The sequence below is a fragment of the Spiroplasma endosymbiont of Halictus nicosiae genome, from assembly GCF_978018445.1.
This window is the reverse complement of record NZ_OZ389573.1, coordinates 2,424,616-2,447,277: the sequence shown is the minus strand read 5'-3', so window position 1 is coordinate 2,447,277 and position 22,662 is coordinate 2,424,616. Positions and strand designations below refer to the sequence as shown.

The window sequence follows — 22,662 nt, the reverse complement described above, 5'->3', positions numbered from 1 at the left end:
AAATTAGTTTAGTCATATTACATTGTTATTTATTTTCGAAATGATATTTTGATTTTGTTGCTAATTTTTGTAGCGTATCACAAGCAGCTAATTGCTCAGCTTCTTTATGAGTATAACCGCATCCTTTGCCATAAGGAATTCCCCCAATTTCTGCAACCACAGTATATAAAACTCGATTTCCTTCTAATGGTGGTGATTCTTTAATTAATTTATATTTTAATGTTCACGCATCACCAGCTTGTAAAAATTCTTGTAATTCAGTTTTGTAATCTCGAATTTGATCAAAAAAACCAGGATTAGAAACCATTTGAATAAGGGTGTCATTAATAAAATTACGAACAACTTCTTCACCCAAATCAAGATATAATGCAGCAATCATTGACTCATAAATATCAGCTAAAATACGATTTTTTTCATATCCTTTTGTTTTAATTTCTCCTTTTCCTAATAATAAGAAAGGTGCTCAATTCATTCGACGAACTAATTCTGCTAATGTTCCTTCCCGAACAATTTTACTACGTAAATTAGTAATTTCACCTTCATTTTTATCAGGAAAACTTAAAAATAAGTATAAGGAAATTTCTTTTGCTAAAATTGCATCACCCAAAAATTCCATTCGTTGATAAGTATAACTTAAATTATTTTCATTTGCATAAGAATTATGAGTTAAGGCTTCTAAATAATATTGTGGTTCTTTAATAAAAACATGATACTGTTTTAAAAAAACTTTTAACTCGAAAAAAAGTTGTTCTGGCTGTTTGTTTATAAACTGCATCGTATAATTAATCCCTCTTTAACAATTTAACTGTCATTTTTTGCACAAAATCATTGACAACTGCGGTACGAGTTAATTCTAAAGTACTAATTCATGATTTTTCATCACTACTACCATGCGTTTTAACAGCAATTGCTCTTAATCCTAAGACTAATGCTGCTGCATTATTTCGATAATCAAAGGTTTCACGAACTCTCCGAAAAGCTTTTCGCAACGAAAAAGCTTTTAATTTTCGATAAAAATTCTTTGTTAATTCGTGTTTAATAACACCCATTAAATTTTTAGCCATTCCTTCCAATGTTTTTAGAGCAATATTACCAGTAAAACCATCTGTTACAATAATATCAACAACATCACTAGTAATATCACGTGGCTCAATATTTCCTTTAAAAAAAATATTTTTATTATTTGCTAATAATTTATAAGCTTCTTTATGATAATCTTTTCCTTTTGATACTTCTTCACCAATATTTAAGATTGCCACACTTGGTTTTGGATTGTGTATAATTTCTTGCACATAAACACTAGCCATAATTGCAAAATTAACAAGATCTTGGGCATCATTTTCTAAATTAGCACCAACATCTAGCATCAAAACAGACTTTCCCTTGTTAACTGTTGGAATAAAAGGCATAAAAGCTGGCCGTGAAACTCCGGAAATTTCTCCCACAATAAAATGACACGCTGCTAAAAAAGCTGCAGTTGAACCACCAGATACCAAAGCATCTACTTTTTGATCACGCAATAATTCAGTTCCACGAACCATTGAACTATTTGGTTTACGACGAACTTCCATCATACCTTCTGTCATTGCAATTACTTGTGTTGTAGCAAAAATTTCATATTTTGTATTATCTAACTTTGCTGCTGCGGTGGCAGCCTTAAGTTCCTTCTTAGCTCCAATTAAAATAAAAGTAACATCGTCATATTTCTTCATAAAAACTTTCAAAGCGTCAATAATTGGTTTAATGCCTAAATCAGTTCCCATCATATCAATTGCAATTTTACTCATAATTAAATCTCCTAACTCCTTATTTAATTATAACAAATATTTTAGTTATTTATTTAAGAACCAACATTAAAAAATTAAGTTACTTTTTAGGTAATATTTCAATTAATTGTAACTTAATTTTCCCTTTCCCATCAATTTCTATTACTTTAACTTTAACAATATCGTTTAATTGAACAATATCTTCTGCTTTTTCAACATGTTGTTTAGCTAATTTAGAAATATGAATTAAACCATCAAGATTTTCTTTTAAATTAACAAAAACACCAAATTTTTCAATTTTAACAACTGGTCCAATTATTTCTTCGCCAACAATAATTGGTATTGCAATTGCTTTAATTAACTGATATGCTTTTTCAATCGCTGTGCTTTCTCTATGGTAAATTGTCACTTGGCCATCATCCTCAATATCGATTTTAACATCATCTGATTTTTCAATAATAGCTGTAATCATTTTACCACCCGGACCAATAACTTCCCGAATCTTATCAACAGGAATCATAAATGTTTTCATTTTTGGTGTTGTTGGTGCTAAATGTGCTCGTGGTTCAGAAATAGTTGCTAAAACATTAGCTAAAATTGTTAACCGTGCTTCTTTTGCCGCTTCTAAAGCTTCTTGGAGAATTGCCTTATTAATTTCTGCAATTTTAATGTCCATTTGTAAGGCACAAATTCCCTTTGCAGTTCCGGCTACTTTAAAGTCCATATCACCAAGATGATCTTCCATCCCTTGAATATCAGTTAAAATAGTATAGTTATTATTTTCTTTGATTAAACCCATGGCAATCCCAACTACTGGCGCTGTAATTGGCACTCCAGCCGCCATTAGAGCTAATGTAGCAGAACAAATTGATGCTTGGGAAGTACTACCATTTGATTCTAAAACTTCGGAAACAATTCGAATTGTATATGGAAACACTTTTCCACTAGGAATAATTTGTAATAATGCTTTTTCTCCTAATGCGCCATGACCAATTTCTCGTCGTGAAGGAGGACCCATCCGCCCAGTTTCACCAACTGAAAATGGTGGAAAGTTATAATGATGCATAAAACGTTTACCTTCTTCATCGGTAATTCCATCAATAATTTGATTTTCACCTAATGCACCTAATGTTACAACTGATAAAACTTGTGTTTCACCCCTAGTAAACAAAGCACTACCATGAACAACTGGTAATATATCAATTTCACTACTTAATGGGCGAATTTGATCTAATTTTCGGCCATCTAAGCGTGTTTTATCAATTAAAATTTGGCGACGCACTTCTTGACGAATAATATTATGTAAAGCTGTTTTTAATTCTAGAGTCAATTTTTTCTGTTCTTTTTCTGAAAGTGGAACTGGAATAGAATAATTATTAATTGCTTGTTCAACTAAATGTTCAATTGTTTCATAACGTTTTGTTTTTTCTTTAATTCGAGCAGCTGTAATTAACTCTTTTGCATAATTGTTATTAACATAAGTAATAATTTCAAGACGAATTTGAAACAACTCAACTTCCATTTTTGGTACCCCAACTTTTGCAATAATTTCATGCTGAAAAGTAATTAATTGTCGAATAACATCATGTCCTGCTAAAATTGCTTGCAACATTAAACTTTCAGAAACTTCTTTTGCCCCCGCTTCAACCATATTAATTGCCTCCGCTGTTCCAGCAACAATTAATTCCATTTTGCCATTATTAATTTGTTCTAATGTTGGATTAATAATAATATTATTATTTTGATCAACAGTTACCAATGCTCCCGCTACTGGACCAGCAAATGGAATTTTAGAAATACTAAGTGCTAATGATGCCGCAAATAAACTAACTACCCGCACATCATGATCATTATCAACAGCAAGAACATTAATAACAATTTGAACTTCATTACGAAAATTTTCTGAAAATAATGGCCGTAAAGAACGGTCAATTACTCGTGCTGATAAAGTACCATATTCAGATGGCTTCCCTTCTCGTTTTAAAAATCCACCCGGAATTTTTCCGACTGAATATAATTTTTCTTGAAAAACAACTGTTAAAGGAAAAAAATCACTTTCACTAAGTTTCTTATTAACTGTTGTGGTTACTAAAACAACAGTATCACCAAAACGTACTAAAATTGAACCACTTGCTTGTTTTGCTAATTGGCCATGCTCAACAATTAGTTCCTGATTATTTATTATTTTTTTAAATACTTGTTTTGCCATCAAAACTCTTAATTCCTCTCTGTGATACTTAATCTTCTTAATTTTATCACACATTATTTTATATTCACGATATGATATAAATATACAAAAAAATAAGGAGTACATAATGAACCAAAAAGCAGTCTATATGGATAATGAAATCTTTGAAACACAAAAAGAAGAAGCTTTATTATTAGATGTCCGCACTGAGATTGAATTTAAAGCGTTACAACAAATTCCAAATTCAATCAATGTTTATATTTTTGATTTGCTCCAAGATCCATCGCGTTACTTATCAGACAAAAACCAATTAATTATTACATTATGCAATGATGGTAATCGCAGTAGTGAAGCAGCATTAGAACTACGACAATTAGGATATCATAATGCTTATGTTTTAAGAACTGGGATTTATGGTTATTACCGTTGAAAAGAACAAGAAACAAAAAAATAAAAAGTTTTAAGCATGATATTAATATCATAATTAAAACTTTTTTTAATAATTATAAATCCTCATAGAAATCATCTGTAATTTTAAACGAACTATTATTTCTTAACTTTTGTAAAATTGTTTTTTCTTCTGGCGATAATTTTGTTGGAATTGCTACAATCACATTAACAATTAAATCTCCTCGTTTTGTCGATGTTGGTGATTTGAAAAACCCATGATTTGGAATATTAAAAATACTATTTGTTTTTGTATTTGGTGGTAATTTTAAATGAACATCCCCATCAAAAGTTGGAACTTTAATTTCAGCTCCTAGTAAAGCATCTAAATAAGATACTGGTAAATTTAAATCAAGGTTATCATTAACCCGCTTAAAATATTTATTTGGTTTTACTGAAATTTCTAAATAAATATCTCCCCGTGGACCATTATTTAGACCGTAGTTTCCTTTTTCACGAATTCGCAACCGTTGATTTTCATAAATTGATTTCGGTAACTCAATTTCTACTGTTTCTTTCCCACGATAATTCCCTTGACCTTTACATTTTGAACATTTATTAGTAATTACTTTTCCGCGCCCTTTACAATCAGGACAAGGTTGTTGTGATTGAATCACACCAAAAATACTACGCTGTTCAAGGTTAACATAACCATAACCATCACAAGTTGTACAAGTATGAATGTCTTTTTTAGGGCCTTTTGCTCCAGTTTCATCACACATTTTACATTTTTTATAAATATTTAAATCTAGGTTTATTTTCTTCCCAAACATTTGTTCTTTTAACGTTAATGTAACACGTGCAGCAATATTTTCCCCTCTAATTGGTTGATTACTAAAACCACGGCGTTTTTTACCACCACCAAAAAAGTTTTCAAAAATATCACCAAAACTGCCAAAACCACCAGAGAAAATATCTTCAAAATCTCCCGCACTACTAAAACCATGACTAAAGCCACCAAAACCATTGGGGTCAGTTCCAGCATGACCAAACTGATCATAATTGCGACGTTTATTTGAATCAGATAAAACTTCATAAGCTTCATTAATTTCCTTAAACTTTGCTTCGGCATCTTTCTCTTTTGAAACATCAGGATGATATTTTTTTGCTAATTGTCGAAAAGCACGTTTAATTTCATTATCAGTGGCATTACGATTAACGCCCAATACTTCATAATAGTCTCGTTTTCCCACTACCATCTTCCTACTTTCTCTTTTAAAGAAAAGATAACTAAAAGAATTTTAGTCATCATTATTGTCTTATTTATCTTTTTTGTCATCATCATTCGTAACTTCTGGTTCAGATTGATTACCTTGTTGGTCATTCATAAATTTTGAAGCTTCAGCCATTGCTTGTTCTAATGCTGCCATTTTTGCTTCTAAACCAGCATAATTATCTTTTTCTAACAATTCTTTAATTTCTTTGGCCATTTCTTCAGAAGCTTTTAACTGTTCAGGATCCATTTTATCCTTATTTCCTTCTAAAGCTTGTGTAATTGTTGAAAGATATAACTCTGCCTTATTACGCAATTCAATGTTTTTTAATTTTTGCTCATCTTTTTCTTTATTTTGTTCTGCTTCATTAATCATTCGTTGAATTTCTTCTTCTGTTAAACCACCACCATTAGTAATGGTAACTGATTGTTCTTTACTTGTTTTTAAATCTTTTGCAGTAACTGATACAATTCCGTTTGCATCAATTGAAAACTTAACTTCAATTTGGGGAATTCCTTTTGGTGCTGGTTCAATCCCAGACAATTGGAATCGTCCTAATGATTTATTATCTGCTGCCATTTTACGTTCCCCTTGTAAAACATGAATATCAACAGCTGGTTGATTATCAGCAGCGGTTGAAAACACTTGTGATTTTGATGTTGGAATTGTGGTATTACGAGGAATTAAAACAGTTGAAACTCCTCCTAATGTTTCAATACCTAATGATAATGGTGTAACATCTAATAATAAGACATCTTTTACATCACCAGCTAAAACTCCCCCTTGAATTGCTGCACCAATTGCAACAACTTCATCAGGATTAATTGTGCGGTTTGGTTCTTTTCCTAATTCATGTTTAATAACTTCTTGTACCGCTGGAATTCTCGTACTTCCTCCCACTAGTAAAACTTGGTCTAAATCACTAGGTTTTAATTTTGCATCAGCTAATGCTTTACGAACTGGTTCAATTGTTCATTGAACAAGGCTTTTTGTCATTTCATCAAATTTTGTTCTTGTTAATGTTAGGTTTAAATGTAATGGATTTCCATCACGCGCAGTAATAAATGGTGCTGCAATTTCAGTTTGTAATTGTGAAGAAAGATTTTTTTTCGCTTTTTCTGCTTCTTCTTTTAATCGTTGCATTGCCATTTTATCTGTTTTTAAATCAATACCATTATCTTTTTTAAATTCATCAACCATTCATTGAATAATAACTTCATCAAAGTCATCTCCTCCTAAATGATTATTTCCAGCAGTTGCTAAAACCTCAAATGTTCCATCTGCTAAATCTAAGATTGAAACATCAAAAGTTCCTCCCCCTAAGTCAAATACTAAAACTTTTTGCTCTTTATCAACTTTATCAATTCCATAAGCTAATGCTGCCGCAGTTGGTTCATTAATAATTCTTTCAACTTCTAATCCAGCAATTTTTCCAGCATCTTTTGTTGCTTGTCGTTGTGCGTCATTAAAATAAGCTGGAACAGTAATAACTGCTTTTGAAACTTTTTGTCCTAATTTTTTCTCAGCATAGTTTTTTAAATAACGTAAAATTTCAGCAGAAATTTGTTCAGGACTATAATCTTTATTATTAACATGAACTTTTTCTGATGTCCCCATTTTACGTTTAATTGAACTAATTGTATTTGGGTTTGTTACTGCTTGCCGTTTTGCCGCATCTCCCACAATAATTTCTTCATTTTTAAATGAAACAACTGATGGTGTTGTTCTTTGCCCTTCCGGATTTTCTAAAACTTTAAAATCTTTTCCTTCCATCACAGCAACACATGAATTTGTTGTTCCTAAATCAATACCAATAATTTTTGCCATATTATGATACCTTCCTCTCTTAAATTAATTATTTTGCAACTTGTACTGATGCATGACGTAAGACACGATCATGAATCATATATCCTTTTTGTAAAATTTTAACAATACATCCTGATGAAACATCAGTTGTTTCAATAATTTCAATTGCCGAATGGAAATTAGAATTAAAGTGTTCTCCTACTTTTGTCTCCATTGCGGTAATAGCTTCTTCTTCAAAAACCGTTTTAAACATACGATAAATCATTTCAAACCCTGTTAAAAAGTTTTTCACTTCTGGTGTTACATTAGTAACTTGCAAAGCACGTTCAAAGTTATCTAATGTTGGCAATAATTTTTCTGCCATCCCTGCTGCACGATAACGTTTAATATCAGCAACTTCTTCATGAATTCTTTTCTTTAAATTTTCACCATCAGCTAAAGCTAATAATTTTTCTTCTCGCAATCGTAAATTGTCTTTTAACAATAAATCAATTTCATGTTCTAAATCTTCAATAATTGCCAAATTATTTGCTTCAGCTGTCGGTGCTGTTGCTATTTTCCCTGATTCTGACGGTGAATCAGCAGGTTGATTATTTGCTAATTCTTTCCGTAATTGTTGAATTTTTTCTTTTAATTGGTTTGGCGAAGATTTATCATTTTTTTCATTACTCATTAATCTCACCCTCTCTATCTTCTTTTTGATATGCTTCTTTAATCCGATAAACTAATCATTCAAGAACTTCATAAAGCTTATCATATTCTAACCGCTTTGGCCCTACTAAAGCAATTCCTCCTTCTTGTATATCATCAACCTTATAAGTTGTTGTCAACAAAGCCATATCATCATTGTTAAACCCTGTTTCATTCCCAATTTTAATTGAAACAAGATTTTCGCTTGGGTTATTCTGTTGTTTTTTAAAATAATCAAACGGTGAAATTGTTTCAATTAAGCGAATAACTTGTTTAATTCGTTCTGAGTTATTATATTCCGGATTTTGGAGCATATATTGAATCCCATGAGTTGAATAACTTGGTTTAACAATACTTGTTAAAGCGTTAACAAATTGTTTTAAAATATATTCATAATGTTTTACTTGTTGTTCTAAAATTGGGCGAATTACCTCAAATTTTGTTGGAATATCAGTTATTTTAGTATTTTCTAACCGTGTATTAAATAATTCAACAGAAATTTTTAAATCGTTCATTGAACTATTTTTATCAATTGTAAACATTTTATTCTCAACATGCCCATTTGTTAAAACAAAGACAACAACTGCTTGTGTTTCAGAAATTGGCAATAATTCAATTTTTTTTAATAATTCTTCTTGAAAGTTTGGACCAACAACAACTGTTATTAAATTTGTCATTTCACTTAAAATTTGGCCTGTTTGATCAAGAATATCATTAATTGACATATTTCGATTAACAAATAAGGCTTCAATCCGGTTTTTAATATCATCAATATTTTTCTCAACCATCAAGTTATCAACATAATAACGATAACCTTTTGTTGATGGAATTCTTCCCGATGAAGCATGTTCTTTTTCTAAAAAACCTTCTTTTTCTAAAATTGCACATTCATTACGAATTGTTGCAGAAGAAGAATCTATTAAGGACGAAGCCATAATAGCTTTACTTCCAACAGGCTGTGCTGTTTTTGTGTATTCTTCTACAATTACTTTTAAAATGTTTTCTTGTCGTTGGGTTAACACCAGCAACACCTCCATTCTACAATTCTTATAAATATTTGGCAATTAACACTAAATAGTGCTAACACTTAATATTATAAATTTATCATTTAAAGAATGCAAGTGCTAATTTAATTTTGTGCTATTCTTAATAACCATTTCGTTCTTAACTACATCAATTGTATAAAATTTACCCTCTTGAACTTCTTCTGAAATAATAGCATGAGCAATTAACGATTCAAGATTTCGTTGAATATATCGCTTAATTGGCCGTGCTCCAAATTCACGATCATATCCTTCGTTTAAAATTTTTTCTAATACCTTTTCAGAATAACTAATACGAATGTTTTTACTATTTTCAATTCGTTGTCTTAATTCAGCTAATTCTTTTTCAATAATTTCTTTAATAACATCTTTTGATAAAGCATTAAAGGTCACAACATTATCAATTCGATTTAAAAACTCTGGTTTAAATTTTCTGGATAATTCTTTTTGAATTAATAAACCAACAACATCATCATTTTCATTTAATAAATATTCTGACCCAATATTAGAAGTCATAATAATAATTGTATTTTTAAAATCAACAGTTTTACCTAATGAATCAGTTAAACGACCATCTTCTAAAATTTGCAACAAAATATTTAAAATATCAGGATGTGCTTTTTCAATTTCATCAAATAAAACAATTGAATATGGGCTTCGACGAACAGCCTCGGTTAATTGTCCACCCTGTTCATGACCAACATAACCTGGTGGCGCCCCAATTAATTTACTTACTGAATGTTTTTCCATATATTCAGACATATCTAATCGTACCATTTGTTTTTTTGAGTTAAAAAGAACATATGCTAAACTACAGGCAACTTCTGTTTTCCCAACTCCTGTTGGTCCTAAAAAAAAGAAACTACCAATTGGTTTATTTGGGTCTTTAATTCCACTTCGACTACGAATAATTGCATCAGCAACTACTTGAATTGCTTCGTTTTGACCGCGAACACGACGTCGTAAAATCTTACTTAAATTTAATAATTTTGCCTTTTCTGTTTCTACTAAACGGTCAACTGGAATACCAGTTCACTTTCCAACAATTGCAGCAATATCACGCTCAGTTACATCTTCTTTCAAAAGATGTGAACCTGAAGCTTGTTTTTCTTGTTCATGTAATTGTTTTTCTAGTTTTGGTAATAAAGCATATTGAATTTCACCAGCACGATTAAAATCACCACTTAATTGCGCTTGCTCTAACTCTTTTTTCAATTGTTCAACTTGTGATTTTAAGTTTTTTAATTTAGTAATACTTTCTTTTTCCGAATTTCATTGAATATCTAATTTTTGTTGTTTTGCTTTTAATGGTTTCAATTCATTTTCAATATCAACTAACCGTTCATTAGATGCCTTATCAGTTTCTTTTTGCAAAGCTGCTTTTTCAATTTTTAACTGAACAATTCGCCGATTTAAATTATCTAATTCGGTTGGAACTGATGCAATTTCTGTTTTAATTGTTGCAGAAGCTTCATCAATTAAGTCAATTGCTTTATCTGGCAAAAACCGGTAAGTAATGTACCGAGACGATAAGTTAACTGATGCAACTAAAGCATTATCATGAATTTTAACCCCATGAAAGGTTTCAAATCTTTCTTTTAAACCTCGTAAAATTGAAATACTTTCATCAATGGTTGATTCACTGACAACTACTTTTTGAAAGCGTCGCTCTAACGCAGCATCTTTTTCAATATATAAACGATGTTCATCTAAAGTCGTTGCACCAATACAATGCAAATCGCCACGCGCTAACATTGGTTTTAATAAATTACTAGCATCCATACTACCTTGTGTCTTACCAGCTCCCACAATTAAATGCAACTCATCAATAAAAAAAATAATATCGCCATTTGATTCTTTAACTTTATTTAAAACTGCTTTTAAACGTTCTTCAAATTCACCTTGAAATTTCGCACCAGCAATTAATGCTCCCATATCTAATTCATATATTGTTTTATTTTTTAAATTACTAGGAATATCACCTTTAACAATTCGCTGTGCTAGTCCTTCAACAATCGCTGTTTTTCCAACACCAGGTTCACCAATTAAGACCGGATTATTTTTTGTTCTTCGTGATAAAATTCGAATTACTCGATTAATTTCATCTTCACGTCCAATAATTGGGTCTAATTTTCCAGCAAGAGCCTCTTTATTAAGATTTTTGGCAAATTTTTCAAGAACTTTTGGATCTTTACCTGGTTCATATTGTTGTGTTAAATCCATACTTTTGCCTCCTTTAATTTTTAGCACTCTATATGCTTGTTTGCTAATTTTACAATTATATATTATCATACTAATTAGCAAAGTCAATTAAATACTGCTAAATTTTAAAAAATAATATAAATATAAAAATATTAGATATAATAAGAGATACAGGGATTAGAAACATAATTATTTTTTAGAAAGGAGTCCCATGAAATTACAACACCTAAATAAAAAACGTTTAATTCTAATTGATTTAGATGGTACAATATTGATGAATGATGGCAAAACAATTCATCCAAAAACACAAGATGTGATCAAAGAAGCTGTTAAAGCTGGGCATAAAGTATGTATTACAACTGGTCGCCCTCATCGAGCAAGTATTCGCTTTTATCGTGAATTAGGGTTAGACACCTTATTAACAAACTTTGATGGTGGTCATATTCATGACCCATTAAAACGAGAGTTTAAACGTTTAGTTTTTCCAATTTCTTATGATGTTATTATGAGTATTATCAACCATCCTGATGTAAAAAATATTGTTGCAAATGTCTTAATTGAACATTATGATAAAGCAATTTGTTGAAAAAAAGATGAGGCAATTGAAAATTACTTTCATCTTGATGATGTGGCTGATGATGAATATTTTATTGCCAATCCTTATACTGCTTGAAAAGGTCCAGCTAGTAATATGGCCTTATATTTAAACAATGCTAATGAAAAAGATCAAATTTTACGAATTTTTGAAAATTTTAAAAACTCTGTCCAAGTTAACATTGGGCATTATAGTAGCAGTCAGGTGCAAATAATGATTAACATTACAAATAAACTTGTTTCAAAAGGATTTGCAGCTAATATTTTAGCACAATATTATAACGTTGATATTCGTGATGTTATTGCCTTTGGTGATGAAATGAATGACTTAGAACTATTGCAAAATGTTGGTTATGGAATCGCAATGAAAAATGGAAATGACAATTTAAAAACTAATGCTTGGGGAATTACACACTTAACTAATGATGAAGGCGGCGTTGGTGATTATTTACAAAAACTATTAAAAGGAGAAAATGTTTAAAAACATTTCTTTTTTTATCTTTAAAACAATTAAAAAATATTTTCATTTTTTAATGCTAAAATACAATTACTAAATCAGAAAAATGATTTAGGCTGTTATATTAATTAAATTAAAATTGGAAGTATTGAATATTTAAGAATAATAAATATTTTCATAATAAAATTTTATAATAACACCTATATCATTTTTGTTTCTATGAAATATGAAAAAAATATTAAGTATCTTAACAATGTCAACAGCTATTTTAAATGGAATAAGCACAATTACTGCTATTAAACCTAATAATAATGAAATTTTAACAAACTTTATTAATACTGAAACTGAATATGCTAAGTTAATAAAAATTAATACATTCATTATACCACACACATTTTGGAAATTGCAAGAAAAAATAATAAAATATATAATTTAAAATATAAAAATATTATTTAAAATGATACATATATAAATAAAAATTCTAAAATTGACACACTAAAAAATAGTTTAAATAAAACTTTATAAATTTAAAATTATTTAGTTAAATTAGTTAAAAATTCAAATGGTGTCTGAAAGTTTAAAGATTTATGTACTCTTTCAAAATTATAAAAATAATAGTAATCATTTAATTTATTTTGTAAACCAACTGCATTCAATTTTTTTCATCAAATACAAATAACTTAGTATAATTTTGATGAGATCTTTCAATTTTATTATTTGACTGAGGAGAACGAACAGGTGTTGTTTGATGTAAAATATTTTTATCTGTTAAAAATTGAGTAAAATTAGTTTCTTTAACAGTACTTTTTTGATTATTCCGATGACTATTAATAAATTAAGAACCGTTATCAGTTCTAATTCGTGTTATTTTAATACCAAATATTTTTTTAAAATCACTGATTGCTCTTTTAACGGTATCAATAGAATTCTCAGTGCATAATTTATCATAAATATAACCGAATACTACTCTGATTCTTTCATCAATAAAATCATAAACATAATATTTTTTATCAAATGGAAATTTACTTGGCATAAAATATTTTGCATTCATTTGTAATAATCCTAATTCTTTAACTTCATATCTTGAATGTTGTCTTTTAATTTCTTTAATTTTATTTTTTATTTTTAATCAACGCTTATCTTTTTTAAGTCAACGGAAAAATGTTTTTAAATTTTTAGGTGCTTTATTTTTTAATTCTTCGCGATGAATTCCTTTTTTTAAATTATAATACAAAGATAAAACACCCCAGCATGTTTATTACAATACTCAAAATATAAATCACAGATATTTTAACGAACATCATTACTATATTGATAATTAATATTATTAGGAACTGTTGATTTTAATAATAAATCTTCAAAATTATTATTTGCATATGCAAGTAAAATTTTATTTGCTCAGTAATAAAAAGTTGAAAATTTATTTTTAAAATATTTTTTAATCAAGTCTTTTAATAACAACTTAGTTTCAAGAAAAAAATCCTTACATAAATTAATATATGCAAATATTTTCTTTTTTATTTTTTTATAATATTTATTTTGATAGTTTTTATTTAAAAAATATTGCAATTTAGCTTGTAAATCACTTAAATTAAAATCATTAATAATATATTTCATTAATTTACCCCCATTTTAAAAAAATATATAACATAACTATGTTAATTATAACATTTGAAAATTTAATTAACTTTTTATTATTTTTTATTCATAATTTGTGATTTATATTTTTTATAAAACCTCAGCTACTGCTAATTATATCAAAAATAATTTATTAACCACTCGTACTGTTGTTTCATCAGAAACAGGGGAAGCAGTAGAAATGACCCCACTTTTATCAGAAAGTACTGTAGCAGAAGGTTTAACAGCTGCAGAAACTCTATCAGTGGCAGAAGGAACCGCAGTTATTGGAACAGAAGCTGGTACTTCTGCGGCTTTAGCTCCCGAAACACTAGGTTTATCATTAGCAATTGGTGAGATGTTAATTGCAGGGACTTCTATTATTTGATGGCTTAATAGTGACCATACAACAGCAACAAAACACGAATCACATAATCAATATAATGAAATTGAAAATATTATAAACTTTTAGCACATGATCAAATAAAATTAGATATTAGTAGTAATGAGTGAAATAAAATTAAGCAAATTTATGAAGAAAATAAAGATAATTTTGAAGCATTCAAAAATAAAATTAAATTAGAAATTAGTAATTTTAACAAAGAAGATCATTCTGGTGTGAGAGGATCAATTAATGTTGAAGATATTAATACTTTAATTAATGTTATTTACAATCATTTTGAAGAAATAAATAATCATTTTTTTCTAACTCTAACCATGGTTGAAAAATTATTTCAAATACTGTGGGCAGTTATTTTATAATTGAGGAGAAACAGAAAAAATGAAAAAAATATTAAGCATTTTAGGTGCTATTACATTAACGGGAAAAAGTACAACAACTTTAATTGCTTGTAATAAATCTAAACCAGATAATAATAGCGAAAACGGGGGAAATAAACCTGAACCTACACCAAAACCAGAAAAATCACAAGAACCTCCAGTTGAAAGTAATTGAAAATTAGTTAATAGTTTTGTTAATCAAAAAAATAATGAAAATAAAAATTATATTGGTGTTATAAAAATTGAAAACGGTTGAAAAATTATAAAATGAATTGGGAAATGAATAGATTATAAATATCAATATCTTGTGAAAGAATTACAATTTCATCAGTTCCACCATTAACATTAATTCTATTTTGCCGTAAATCAATAGTTGAATAAACTTTGGTACCTAAATCTTGACCAGTTGAAGAATAATAATGGGTTCTAATTTTATCTGTTAGTTTTAACATACAATCAAATGTTAATGAATTACTTCCTAATAAACCAAACCACCAACTTGGTTTTCTGTTTCATTACGAAACATATCATATGGAATATTATCTTTTCCTTTTGATGTATTACTTCATAAACTATTTTGAATAATTTCATAACTTAAATAATCAATAAAAGCATTTAGTTGTGCTATTTTTGGAATTAATTTAGTATTTTTTTGACTCATTAATTTAACTGGCAAACCTAAATCAAAAAATGAAATTATTTTACCTACAATAGGCAAGTTATTAATACTAAATTTAGTAAATTCATTAATATCTCATGGTAATAATGAAATTGATGAATGTGTATAACGATTAGCATTTAAAATATCATGAAATGATGATGATTTTAAAGATGAATAATCAAATGAAGCAACACCAAATGGAACCTTTTTATATTCTGGGTCTTGATAAATAAATTTACGAATTTGTCTAGTATCATATACACCTGATGGTTTAAATTGTAATCCACTATCTCAAAAAGGTATTTTATTTGGATTTGTTTTTCTAGTAGCTTCTAAATTACTTCCTAATACTCCCTCAGCATTTTTCTTTGCTAATGGGTCTGCTAAATTATTAAAAACATTAGTTCATTCACCATATGTTGTTTGATTAACTGGTATTAATCCTTGTAGATTATATAAAACATTAACAGGGTTTGAATTTGTTAATAAAGTATCAGGCATTCCACTTAATTCATCAGAAAATAATAAATATCGTGGCTGATATACTCTTGTATTAATTTGTCCTGCTTTTACAGGGCTACCAATAATTGTTAAAGATGTAAATGCTGTTAAACCTAATACTTTTAAATCAATTCATTTAACACCAATATCTTTTGCTAATTCAGGATCATAATCAACAACACCATTAATAATTTTTGGGAAAAAATATCCTTCTCCAATTGCTCCATGTTGTATTTTTTGTCATATTGCCATCCCAGATTTAGATAATTGGTCATTAACACTACTAAATGTAATTTCTTGAAATAAAAACTTTTTATTATCAAATGGGTCATAGTAGTCTGTAATATTAGAAATATATAATCATTGGATAGATTGATTATATTCGTAAGTATTAATAGTTTCTCCACCAATATTTTGATTATTATTTTTTAAAACAATATATAAATTTAACTCATCATTTTGATTAAATTGTTTTTCAGTAGATAATAAAGTATATTGTCTTTGAGTTTATATGCCTTGAAATACTGGGTCAGGTGTACCTTGCGATGAAAAATATGCTCCACTAGTTGAATTTTGTAAATATGCTTCATACATATCACCACGATTAGTAGGATAATTCATTGGATTAATAAATTTTAGTATAAAAATTATCAGCATCTTTAAAATTATTTTCTTTTGTTCCTTTATTAACTTGTTTTAATTTAAATGCATTTCTTCATTGAGCAATAATAGTTGCATTACCAGTAATTGCTAATGTAAAATCTGAATAATCTTGGGGAATACTATTAATTGGTTTATATCCACTTGTAGTCATTGGAATAACTCCGTTTGTAATAAAAAAAGGAAAGATAAATCATTTATCTAATTCTTGTATTTTTCTTTTAATAATTTTTTGAATCAGTAGAGGCCATTCTCATTGTTGTATATAATACTTGGTTATTAATTTGTATTGCTTCTTTTGAATTATTTTTGTTTAAATTCATCTTTTATGCCTCCTGTATTATTGCTTTCGTTTTGTTCATCTTCATTTTCTAAATCAAATGGTAGTCGGAAAAAAGCTTAGGTTTTATAAAAATTATAAATAAAGTAATTAAATACAAATTAAAGTAATCGCTTATTAGAACGATTTTTTTATTTGCATTATTCATCAGATAGTATCTTTAAAATTAAAAATTAACCTATTTTGCCCTACAAACTAGTTAATTTTTATAATTTCCTTTCTGTGATTTATTATATTTTTTCGGTTTAACAACTAATAATATCATTTTTAATAAAGGTATTATCTGATGAATAATGCAATACTAAAACTTAATATTTTGATGCTTAAAGATGGATAACTTATCTATGGCACGAAATCTTAAAGAAAGTGTGAAAGCGATTGGATTTACTCTCCTATTTATTTCTTTAATTCTCGACAAGATTAATCACTTGTGAAATGTCAGAGCATGTGTTTTTTGGCTTGTTTTCATAAAAAGAGTGTTGTTAAACCGAAAAAAACAATATCGGACACTAAAAAACAAGAGGGTTGGAACTCTAAAAGGTTATTTTCTTTATATAAAGTTGTGTAGGAATGGATGAAGCGTAATTAATAACTGGGTAAACTGTTTTTTGTTTATTTCCGTATGGGGGTGGTAAACTCTATCAAAATATCCTATCCGCCCCCGCTCACCTTCAAAGTGAAGCGGGCGGTGAAGTAATTAAATACTAAAATAAATTACAAGAATTAATGATATGTGCTTATCCAGTAACTGCAAATAATATTAATGATGAAATTTGATCAACAAATAAAAAAATTAAGGAGTATATATAATGACAGAATATAAAAGTTTGTATATTAATAAAACCTGAAATGAAATAACAACATCTTTTCTTTGAGTTAATTGTCAACCTATTAATTATCGTATTTCACATCATAAAAAGCATTATGATTTGCAATGTTTAGAATGAGCAAAAATGTACTTAATTTTTTTGAAAACAAGTGAGATATTATTGCTTCTTATATGCAACATTACAAAATTAACGATATTTTAGATTTAGCATCAGATGGATGAAAAATATTACAAATTGACAAAAAAATAAACCAGATAAATTAAAATATATTATTGCAATTGACCCTGCTGGAATTGGTCAAACTGGTATTATTATTTATAATGTTTTACAAAATAAAATAATTAATAATATTACTTTTAATTCCAAAAATGAAGAAAAAGCAATAAATAATATGTATTTAATATTAAATGAGTTTAAAAATAAAATTTGTTCTTATTTAAATAAAGTTATTGTAATAATTGAAGATTTTCAACTTTACAAAGGTTTAAAAAAAATCCATTATCTACTCCTAAATTCATTGGTGGTTCAAAAGTTTTATGCAAATATCTATTTAATTTAAATTATGTTTTACAATCACCAGTTGTTAAGAAAAATTATATTTATAAAGGAAATATTAAAATGACAGATCACGAATTAGATGCTTGAAAACATTTACAATATTTTTAAAAAAAGGAAGTCATAAATAATGACAATAACAGAATCAATTAAATTTAACAAACTTAAAGAAGAAAATGAAACACTTAAAAAAGAACTTGCTGAAAAAGAACAAGAAATAAATAGTTTTAAACAACAAATAGATATGGCACATAATTTTAATCAAAATTTAGGTAGTGAAATTGAAAAATTAAAACAACAACAATTATATAAAGAAGATTTTTACAAAAATCCATATTCAACAGGGTTCTATCGATTAAATATTAGTTGACAGTTCAAAATATGACAAATTATCTAATAAAGATGTTAAATAATGTCTCAAACAAAAAATAATTTATCTAAAAAATCAATAACTAATAAACCTAAAATAAAAAAAGTTAATAAGTTAGAATTAACTGTTAGATTACATGAAAATCCTATTAAAACAAAAATTAAGGCTCTTGTTACTGGTGGTGTTGAAGTTGATGCTTGTTCGGCTAAATGCCAGTGAGAAGGATTAAATTACTCAACATTATCAATATATAACCCATCTGATATAACCCATCTGTTTTAAATGAGTTTTTGAAATTAAAAAAAGATGATGAGATAAAAATTAAAGACTCAGTATTTAATCAGTTGAATATATAAACTAAACGCTATTTTTTGTCTTTTAGAGTAGATAGTTTTGAAATTATACAAAAAAACGATTAGAAAAAGAACAAATACAAATATTAAAAAATAGGAGGAAAAACAATGGCATTAAAAAATGTAAAATATGTTCTTTTAAATGAAAAAATGAACCTATTAAAAATGAAGATGATAGTTTAGATATTAAAACTGCTGAAATTATTTTAAAAATACTGCTGAAGTTGAAGAATTTAATTCAAGTAATTTAGAAAATAATAATCAGCAAATCAACGAACTACAAGCAAAAAATACTGAGTTAACTTCACAAATTGAACAACAAACAATTCAACTAAAACAAATTGAAGTAATTGATTTTATTAATTCTTCAACTGATAATGAAGATTTTAAAAATGTTTTATTAAAATCTTATGATATTACTGATGATATTGAAATCATAAAAACACAATTGCAAAGTGTTTATGATGAATTAATTAAGGTACAAACAGTTAATACTGGGGGCGTACCAAAAGTAGTAAACAAAGAAAACAATATTTTAGATACAGACAATGTATTTAATAAATAGAAAGAAGGAATAAAAATATGGATCCAAAAACAATTTTTGGCGATATTGCTAATCAAGAAACACAAAGAGATTGAGAAACATTTGAACAATGATATTTACAAACTTATCAACAAAAATTTAGTTGAGAAACTTTATTTGCGTGAAAAGAAGCAAATAAATTTGGTTTAACATATAAAAGAAAGAAAAATATTAAATATAATGAAGGTTTGGGAAAAGATGGACAAGTATTTAATACCGATGATAATCTTCTAAAATATTCAACAGTAGAATTTGAAGATGGAGTTGTTGAATTAGATACAATTTTAACTTTTGCTCGTAAATTAGACCCTGTAGAAAATGATTTTAATCCTAATCTTTGGGTTGCCGATATTGAGCAAGCAATGGATACTGAGGTTGCTTAATAAACGCAATAAAATTTTAGAAATTATTAATAAAGGAACAGTTACAACTATTTAAGGCAAAAAGCAGATGATACAAATGCTTTACAAATTCATGATGAAATTATGGATAAAATATATGAAAACGGCTTTACTCCATCAGAAACAATTGTTTTAGGTCCGGCTGATTTTATTCGTGGAATTCATAATAAATTACAGTTACAACTTGGAGCAAACGACCAAATAAATAGTGTAATCACAACAAGTGGAGCAATGAAAACTGTTGAAGGAACAACATACTATATGGTTCCTAAAAAATTACCAATTATTAATAAAGATGGTTCAGAAGGAACAATTGAATTATTACCAGATGGTGTTAATGCAATTGCCTTTAAGTTTAGCAAAAAATATGACCTTCTTATTTTACACAAAAAAAGATCATACTCCGTTAAGAGTTGGTGCTGCTGCGTTAGGTACTGGAATGGGTAATACTTTGATTATGGAAAGAGTTTTATATTTAGGTAGAGCAGTGTTTGAACCAAAAGGAATTATTAAACATATTGTTTCAAAAATTGATATTAATAAAATTAATAAAATAGATAAACCAACTATTCATGTTGCAGACCCAACAAAAGCAACAGCCGAACAGTTAAAACCACAATTTAAAGATGTTGTTTTAAAAGCAGTAAATAGTTCTTTAACTTAAAGTGATTTTGATTACTTTATTGAAAGTGCTGGTGTTGATTGACCAATAAATATTACAAATGATACCAAGATTTTTATCCAAATTGAAGGTAAAAACAACGCTACTGGTCAAACAAATCCGATTGATGTTAAAATTAAAAATTCTTAATAGTACTAAAAAATAGTACTTTTTCGTTTGATATATATGCCAATTGGAACATCTAAAACAGCCCTTATTTATGCTGTTAAAAAAAATCCAACTAGATTGTCAATCCAACAACAAAAAAAAGTTTTGGTTTACAGTTATTAGAATTTTTAGGAATTCAAGTTTTAGCTCTTGGTTTATTAGTTTTAACTGGTGCTATTGCTTCGGCTGTTGGTCTTGGTGCGGGATTATCTAATTTTGCCGCAGCATTTATCTCGTTTGGAGTAGAAACAGCAACCGATTTTGCCGTAAATCAAATATATGATAAATTAACATCAGAAGTAACAGCAAAAAGTACCGCCTTAAATTTGTTACCAGCAATTGGTGGAATTGGTAAATTAACGCGTGCTGTTCGAACAACTAGAATTTTAAAATTAGCAAAAGAAACTAAACTACTTGAAAAATTAGGTGTAATAACTGCTAATAATTTAGAAGATGTTGTAAGGCAAGTTACAGATAAAAAGATTTTATCTTCTAAATTAATATTTGATTTTACAAAGCAGGCTAATAATGAAACTTTATTATATACAATTGGAAAATTAGCCCGAAATGATTTTTATAAAGGTTTTAAAGTTTCTAATTTAGAAACAATTAATAATTTATTAAAAATTGAGAAAAATATTCAAAAAATAAGTCCTAAATTAGTTCAAAAAATACCACGTGTGAATGAAAAAAATACTAATAAATGATTGTCTGAATATGGATTAAATATTGATAAAATAAGTAAAATTAATACTAATGAGTGATATAACATTATGACTAATCTTCATAAAAAAGGTGTTGGTAAAAATCTACTATTAAATGCTAATTTAATGAGGGGCAGTAAAATATATAATAATAAATTATTAAATATTTTTCATCAAACACCAATTAAATTAAATAAAATTTTTAAATCATTTAAACCCAAATTTTTATATTCAAAAAGTAACTAAAAAATTATTAGCCCCTATTGAAAAACAAATAATTACTATTAAACAAAAAGTAATTAGTAAAATTACTGATAAAACTAAAAAAATATTATCTAAATTTGAAACTAAGGCTATTAAAAAAGGTCAATTATTACCTTTTGCTTATGGTTCTGATGTTTTTTTAGCAGTTAAAATTGTTCCTTTATCAGTTGCGGGTGAAGTTGCTTTAACAATATATTATAAAAATCCTAAATATGTCCCTATTGTCGTTATGACAACTTTAATCAAAGCAGAACAGTTTGTTTTATCTCCTGAACCGTTTAAATTCTATATGAACAGTGAGTGGTTTATTGGTTGGCGATTTAAAAAAACAAGTTTGTTTAATTTAGTTTCTATTGCCCCACTTGCTTATCAGCAAGTAGTAAAAGATAGTTTTAAAATATATCGGACAATTGCTAAGATATTAAAAATACAAGAACAATTTAAAAATAACTTTAATAAAGATAAATTGTTAAATACGCTAGAAGATAGTGCAATTACTAGTTTATTGGGTAATGGACTAGTATTTCAAGCATATAAACAACTCAGAACAAAACAAGATTTAAACAAAAAAATTAAAACAAAAACACTATCAAGTAGTAAAAAGTTTATCTTAAATAAAATCAAATCAAAAAGAAATAAATGATAAGGAGATGATTAAATGTTAAATGAATTATGACAAAATGTTACTTTGGAAAATTATAATAATTTTATTCCAATGACAGGTAAAATTACAAAAGTTCCAGTTCGTTATAATAAGTTCTTTAAAGGTGATGTAGAATTATAATTTAAAACATTTGCTTTAAGAGC

27 protein-coding genes are annotated in these 22,662 nt (G+C 27.7%); 15 read left to right on the top strand and 12 right to left on the bottom strand.

The annotated features are described in order from the left end of the window. Nucleotides 1-25: 25 nt before the first annotated feature. The 3 genes from rnc to ACZ91P_RS16565 all read right to left on the bottom strand — a co-directional run bounded on the left by rnc (nt 26) and on the right by ACZ91P_RS16565 (nt 3,975). Nucleotides 26-775, bottom strand: coding sequence for a ribonuclease III (rnc, locus tag ACZ91P_RS16575; RefSeq protein WP_465157394.1), 750 nt, complete (start codon nt 773-775; stop codon nt 26-28). Between the two features lie 7 nt (nt 776-782). Next, nucleotides 783-1,787, bottom strand: coding sequence for a phosphate acyltransferase PlsX (gene plsX / locus ACZ91P_RS16570; protein ID WP_465157393.1), 1,005 nt, complete (start codon nt 1,785-1,787; stop codon nt 783-785). A gap of 79 nt (nt 1,788-1,866) precedes the next feature. After that, nucleotides 1,867-3,975 (bottom strand): polyribonucleotide nucleotidyltransferase, encoded by a 2,109-nt coding sequence (locus ACZ91P_RS16565; protein WP_465157392.1) that lies wholly within the window; start codon nt 3,973-3,975, stop codon nt 1,867-1,869. 106 nt (nt 3,976-4,081) lie between these two features. Here ACZ91P_RS16565 and ACZ91P_RS16560 point away from each other — a divergent pair, with 106 nt between their 5' ends. Then, the gene (locus ACZ91P_RS16560) at nt 4,082-4,408 is read left to right on the top strand and encodes a rhodanese-like domain-containing protein (protein WP_465157390.1); all 327 of its coding nucleotides are present in this window, start codon (nt 4,082-4,084) and stop codon (nt 4,406-4,408) included. Nucleotides 4,409-4,457: 49 nt separating this feature from the next. Here ACZ91P_RS16560 and dnaJ read toward each other — a convergent pair whose 3' ends face one another. The 5 genes from dnaJ to ACZ91P_RS16535 form a co-directional block, all read right to left on the bottom strand. After that, a complete protein-coding gene (gene dnaJ / locus ACZ91P_RS16555; protein WP_465157389.1) occupies nt 4,458-5,600 on the bottom strand; it encodes a molecular chaperone DnaJ in 1,143 nt (380 codons plus the stop codon). A 60-nt stretch (nt 5,601-5,660) separates the two neighbouring features. Then, on the bottom strand, nt 5,661-7,442 hold the full coding sequence (gene dnaK, locus ACZ91P_RS16550) for a molecular chaperone DnaK (RefSeq protein WP_465157388.1): 1,782 nt from the start codon (nt 7,440-7,442) through the stop codon (nt 5,661-5,663). Between the two features lie 28 nt (nt 7,443-7,470). Beyond that, the gene (locus ACZ91P_RS16545; RefSeq protein ID WP_465157387.1) at nt 7,471-8,094 is read right to left on the bottom strand and encodes a nucleotide exchange factor GrpE; all 624 of its coding nucleotides are present in this window, start codon (nt 8,092-8,094) and stop codon (nt 7,471-7,473) included. Further along, nucleotides 8,087-9,148 carry a heat-inducible transcriptional repressor HrcA gene (gene hrcA, locus ACZ91P_RS16540; protein ID WP_465157386.1) on the bottom strand — a complete coding sequence of 354 codons (1,062 nt, stop codon included), beginning with the start codon at nt 9,146-9,148 and terminating at the stop codon, nt 8,087-8,089. The genes ACZ91P_RS16545 and hrcA overlap by 8 nt, the downstream gene beginning before the upstream one ends. A gap of 87 nt (nt 9,149-9,235) precedes the next feature. Continuing rightward, nucleotides 9,236-11,377, bottom strand: a complete 2,142-nt coding sequence (locus ACZ91P_RS16535) for an ATP-dependent Clp protease ATP-binding subunit (protein WP_465157385.1) — start codon at nt 11,375-11,377, stop codon at nt 9,236-9,238. Nucleotides 11,378-11,567: 190 nt separating this feature from the next. Between ACZ91P_RS16535 and ACZ91P_RS16530 the strand changes: the two genes are divergently transcribed. Next, complete coding sequence (locus ACZ91P_RS16530; RefSeq protein ID WP_465157384.1) at nt 11,568-12,431, top strand: Cof-type HAD-IIB family hydrolase; 864 nt, start codon at nt 11,568-11,570, stop codon at nt 12,429-12,431. 202 nt (nt 12,432-12,633) lie between these two features. Next, complete coding sequence (locus ACZ91P_RS16525; protein WP_465157383.1) at nt 12,634-12,843, top strand: hypothetical protein; 210 nt, start codon at nt 12,634-12,636, stop codon at nt 12,841-12,843. A gap of 399 nt (nt 12,844-13,242) precedes the next feature. On the opposite strand, the gene ACZ91P_RS16520 is transcribed toward ACZ91P_RS16525, so the two are convergent. After that, nucleotides 13,243-13,641: a hypothetical protein gene (locus tag ACZ91P_RS16520; RefSeq protein ID WP_465157382.1), complete on the bottom strand. Its 399-nt coding sequence runs from the start codon at nt 13,639-13,641 to the stop codon at nt 13,243-13,245. Between the two features lie 56 nt (nt 13,642-13,697). Next, nucleotides 13,698-14,024: a hypothetical protein gene (locus ACZ91P_RS16515; RefSeq protein ID WP_465157381.1), complete on the bottom strand. Its 327-nt coding sequence runs from the start codon at nt 14,022-14,024 to the stop codon at nt 13,698-13,700. A gap of 97 nt (nt 14,025-14,121) precedes the next feature. Here ACZ91P_RS16515 and ACZ91P_RS16510 point away from each other — a divergent pair, with 97 nt between their 5' ends. Beyond that, complete coding sequence (locus ACZ91P_RS16510; RefSeq protein ID WP_465157380.1) at nt 14,122-14,496, top strand: hypothetical protein; 375 nt, start codon at nt 14,122-14,124, stop codon at nt 14,494-14,496. A 309-nt stretch (nt 14,497-14,805) separates the two neighbouring features. Continuing rightward, nucleotides 14,806-15,147 (top strand): lipoprotein, encoded by a 342-nt coding sequence (locus ACZ91P_RS16505; protein ID WP_465157379.1) that lies wholly within the window; start codon nt 14,806-14,808, stop codon nt 15,145-15,147. A gap of 135 nt (nt 15,148-15,282) precedes the next feature. Here ACZ91P_RS16505 and ACZ91P_RS16500 read toward each other — a convergent pair whose 3' ends face one another. Both ACZ91P_RS16500 and ACZ91P_RS16495 read right to left on the bottom strand, forming a co-directional pair. Beyond that, entirely contained in the window at nt 15,283-16,218 is a 936-nt protein-coding gene (locus ACZ91P_RS16500) for a hypothetical protein (protein ID WP_465157378.1), read from the bottom strand. Between the two features lie 373 nt (nt 16,219-16,591). Further along, a complete protein-coding gene (locus ACZ91P_RS16495; RefSeq protein WP_465157377.1) occupies nt 16,592-16,780 on the bottom strand; it encodes a hypothetical protein in 189 nt (62 codons plus the stop codon). 995 nt (nt 16,781-17,775) lie between these two features. Between ACZ91P_RS16495 and ACZ91P_RS16490 the strand changes: the two genes are divergently transcribed. The 10 genes from ACZ91P_RS16490 (at nt 17,776) to ACZ91P_RS16445 (ending at nt 22,639) form a co-directional block, all read left to right on the top strand. Beyond that, the gene (locus ACZ91P_RS16490) at nt 17,776-17,997 is read left to right on the top strand and encodes a hypothetical protein (RefSeq protein ID WP_465157376.1); all 222 of its coding nucleotides are present in this window, start codon (nt 17,776-17,778) and stop codon (nt 17,995-17,997) included. 16 nt (nt 17,998-18,013) lie between these two features. Continuing rightward, entirely contained in the window at nt 18,014-18,355 is a 342-nt protein-coding gene (locus tag ACZ91P_RS16485) for a hypothetical protein (protein ID WP_465157375.1), read from the top strand. A 126-nt stretch (nt 18,356-18,481) separates the two neighbouring features. Then, a complete protein-coding gene (locus ACZ91P_RS16480) occupies nt 18,482-18,748 on the top strand; it encodes a hypothetical protein (RefSeq protein ID WP_465157374.1) in 267 nt (88 codons plus the stop codon). Between the two features lie 15 nt (nt 18,749-18,763). Beyond that, nucleotides 18,764-19,003, top strand: a complete 240-nt coding sequence (locus ACZ91P_RS16475) for a hypothetical protein (RefSeq protein ID WP_465157373.1) — start codon at nt 18,764-18,766, stop codon at nt 19,001-19,003. A 653-nt stretch (nt 19,004-19,656) separates the two neighbouring features. After that, nucleotides 19,657-20,040: a hypothetical protein gene (locus ACZ91P_RS16470; protein ID WP_465157372.1), complete on the top strand. Its 384-nt coding sequence runs from the start codon at nt 19,657-19,659 to the stop codon at nt 20,038-20,040. Between the two features lie 102 nt (nt 20,041-20,142). Continuing rightward, nucleotides 20,143-20,505: a hypothetical protein gene (locus ACZ91P_RS16465; RefSeq protein ID WP_465157371.1), complete on the top strand. Its 363-nt coding sequence runs from the start codon at nt 20,143-20,145 to the stop codon at nt 20,503-20,505. Continuing rightward, nucleotides 20,498-20,722, top strand: a complete 225-nt coding sequence (locus ACZ91P_RS16460) for a hypothetical protein (protein WP_465157370.1) — start codon at nt 20,498-20,500, stop codon at nt 20,720-20,722. The genes ACZ91P_RS16465 and ACZ91P_RS16460 overlap by 8 nt, the downstream gene beginning before the upstream one ends. A 491-nt stretch (nt 20,723-21,213) precedes the next feature. Further along, the gene (locus tag ACZ91P_RS16455) at nt 21,214-21,837 is read left to right on the top strand and encodes a hypothetical protein (protein WP_465157369.1); all 624 of its coding nucleotides are present in this window, start codon (nt 21,214-21,216) and stop codon (nt 21,835-21,837) included. A gap of 247 nt (nt 21,838-22,084) precedes the next feature. Beyond that, entirely contained in the window at nt 22,085-22,501 is a 417-nt protein-coding gene (locus tag ACZ91P_RS16450; RefSeq protein ID WP_465157368.1) for a hypothetical protein, read from the top strand. Between the two features lie 12 nt (nt 22,502-22,513). Next, a complete protein-coding gene (locus ACZ91P_RS16445; RefSeq protein ID WP_465157367.1) occupies nt 22,514-22,639 on the top strand; it encodes a hypothetical protein in 126 nt (41 codons plus the stop codon). The last annotated feature ends 23 nt before the right edge of the window (nt 22,640-22,662 follow it).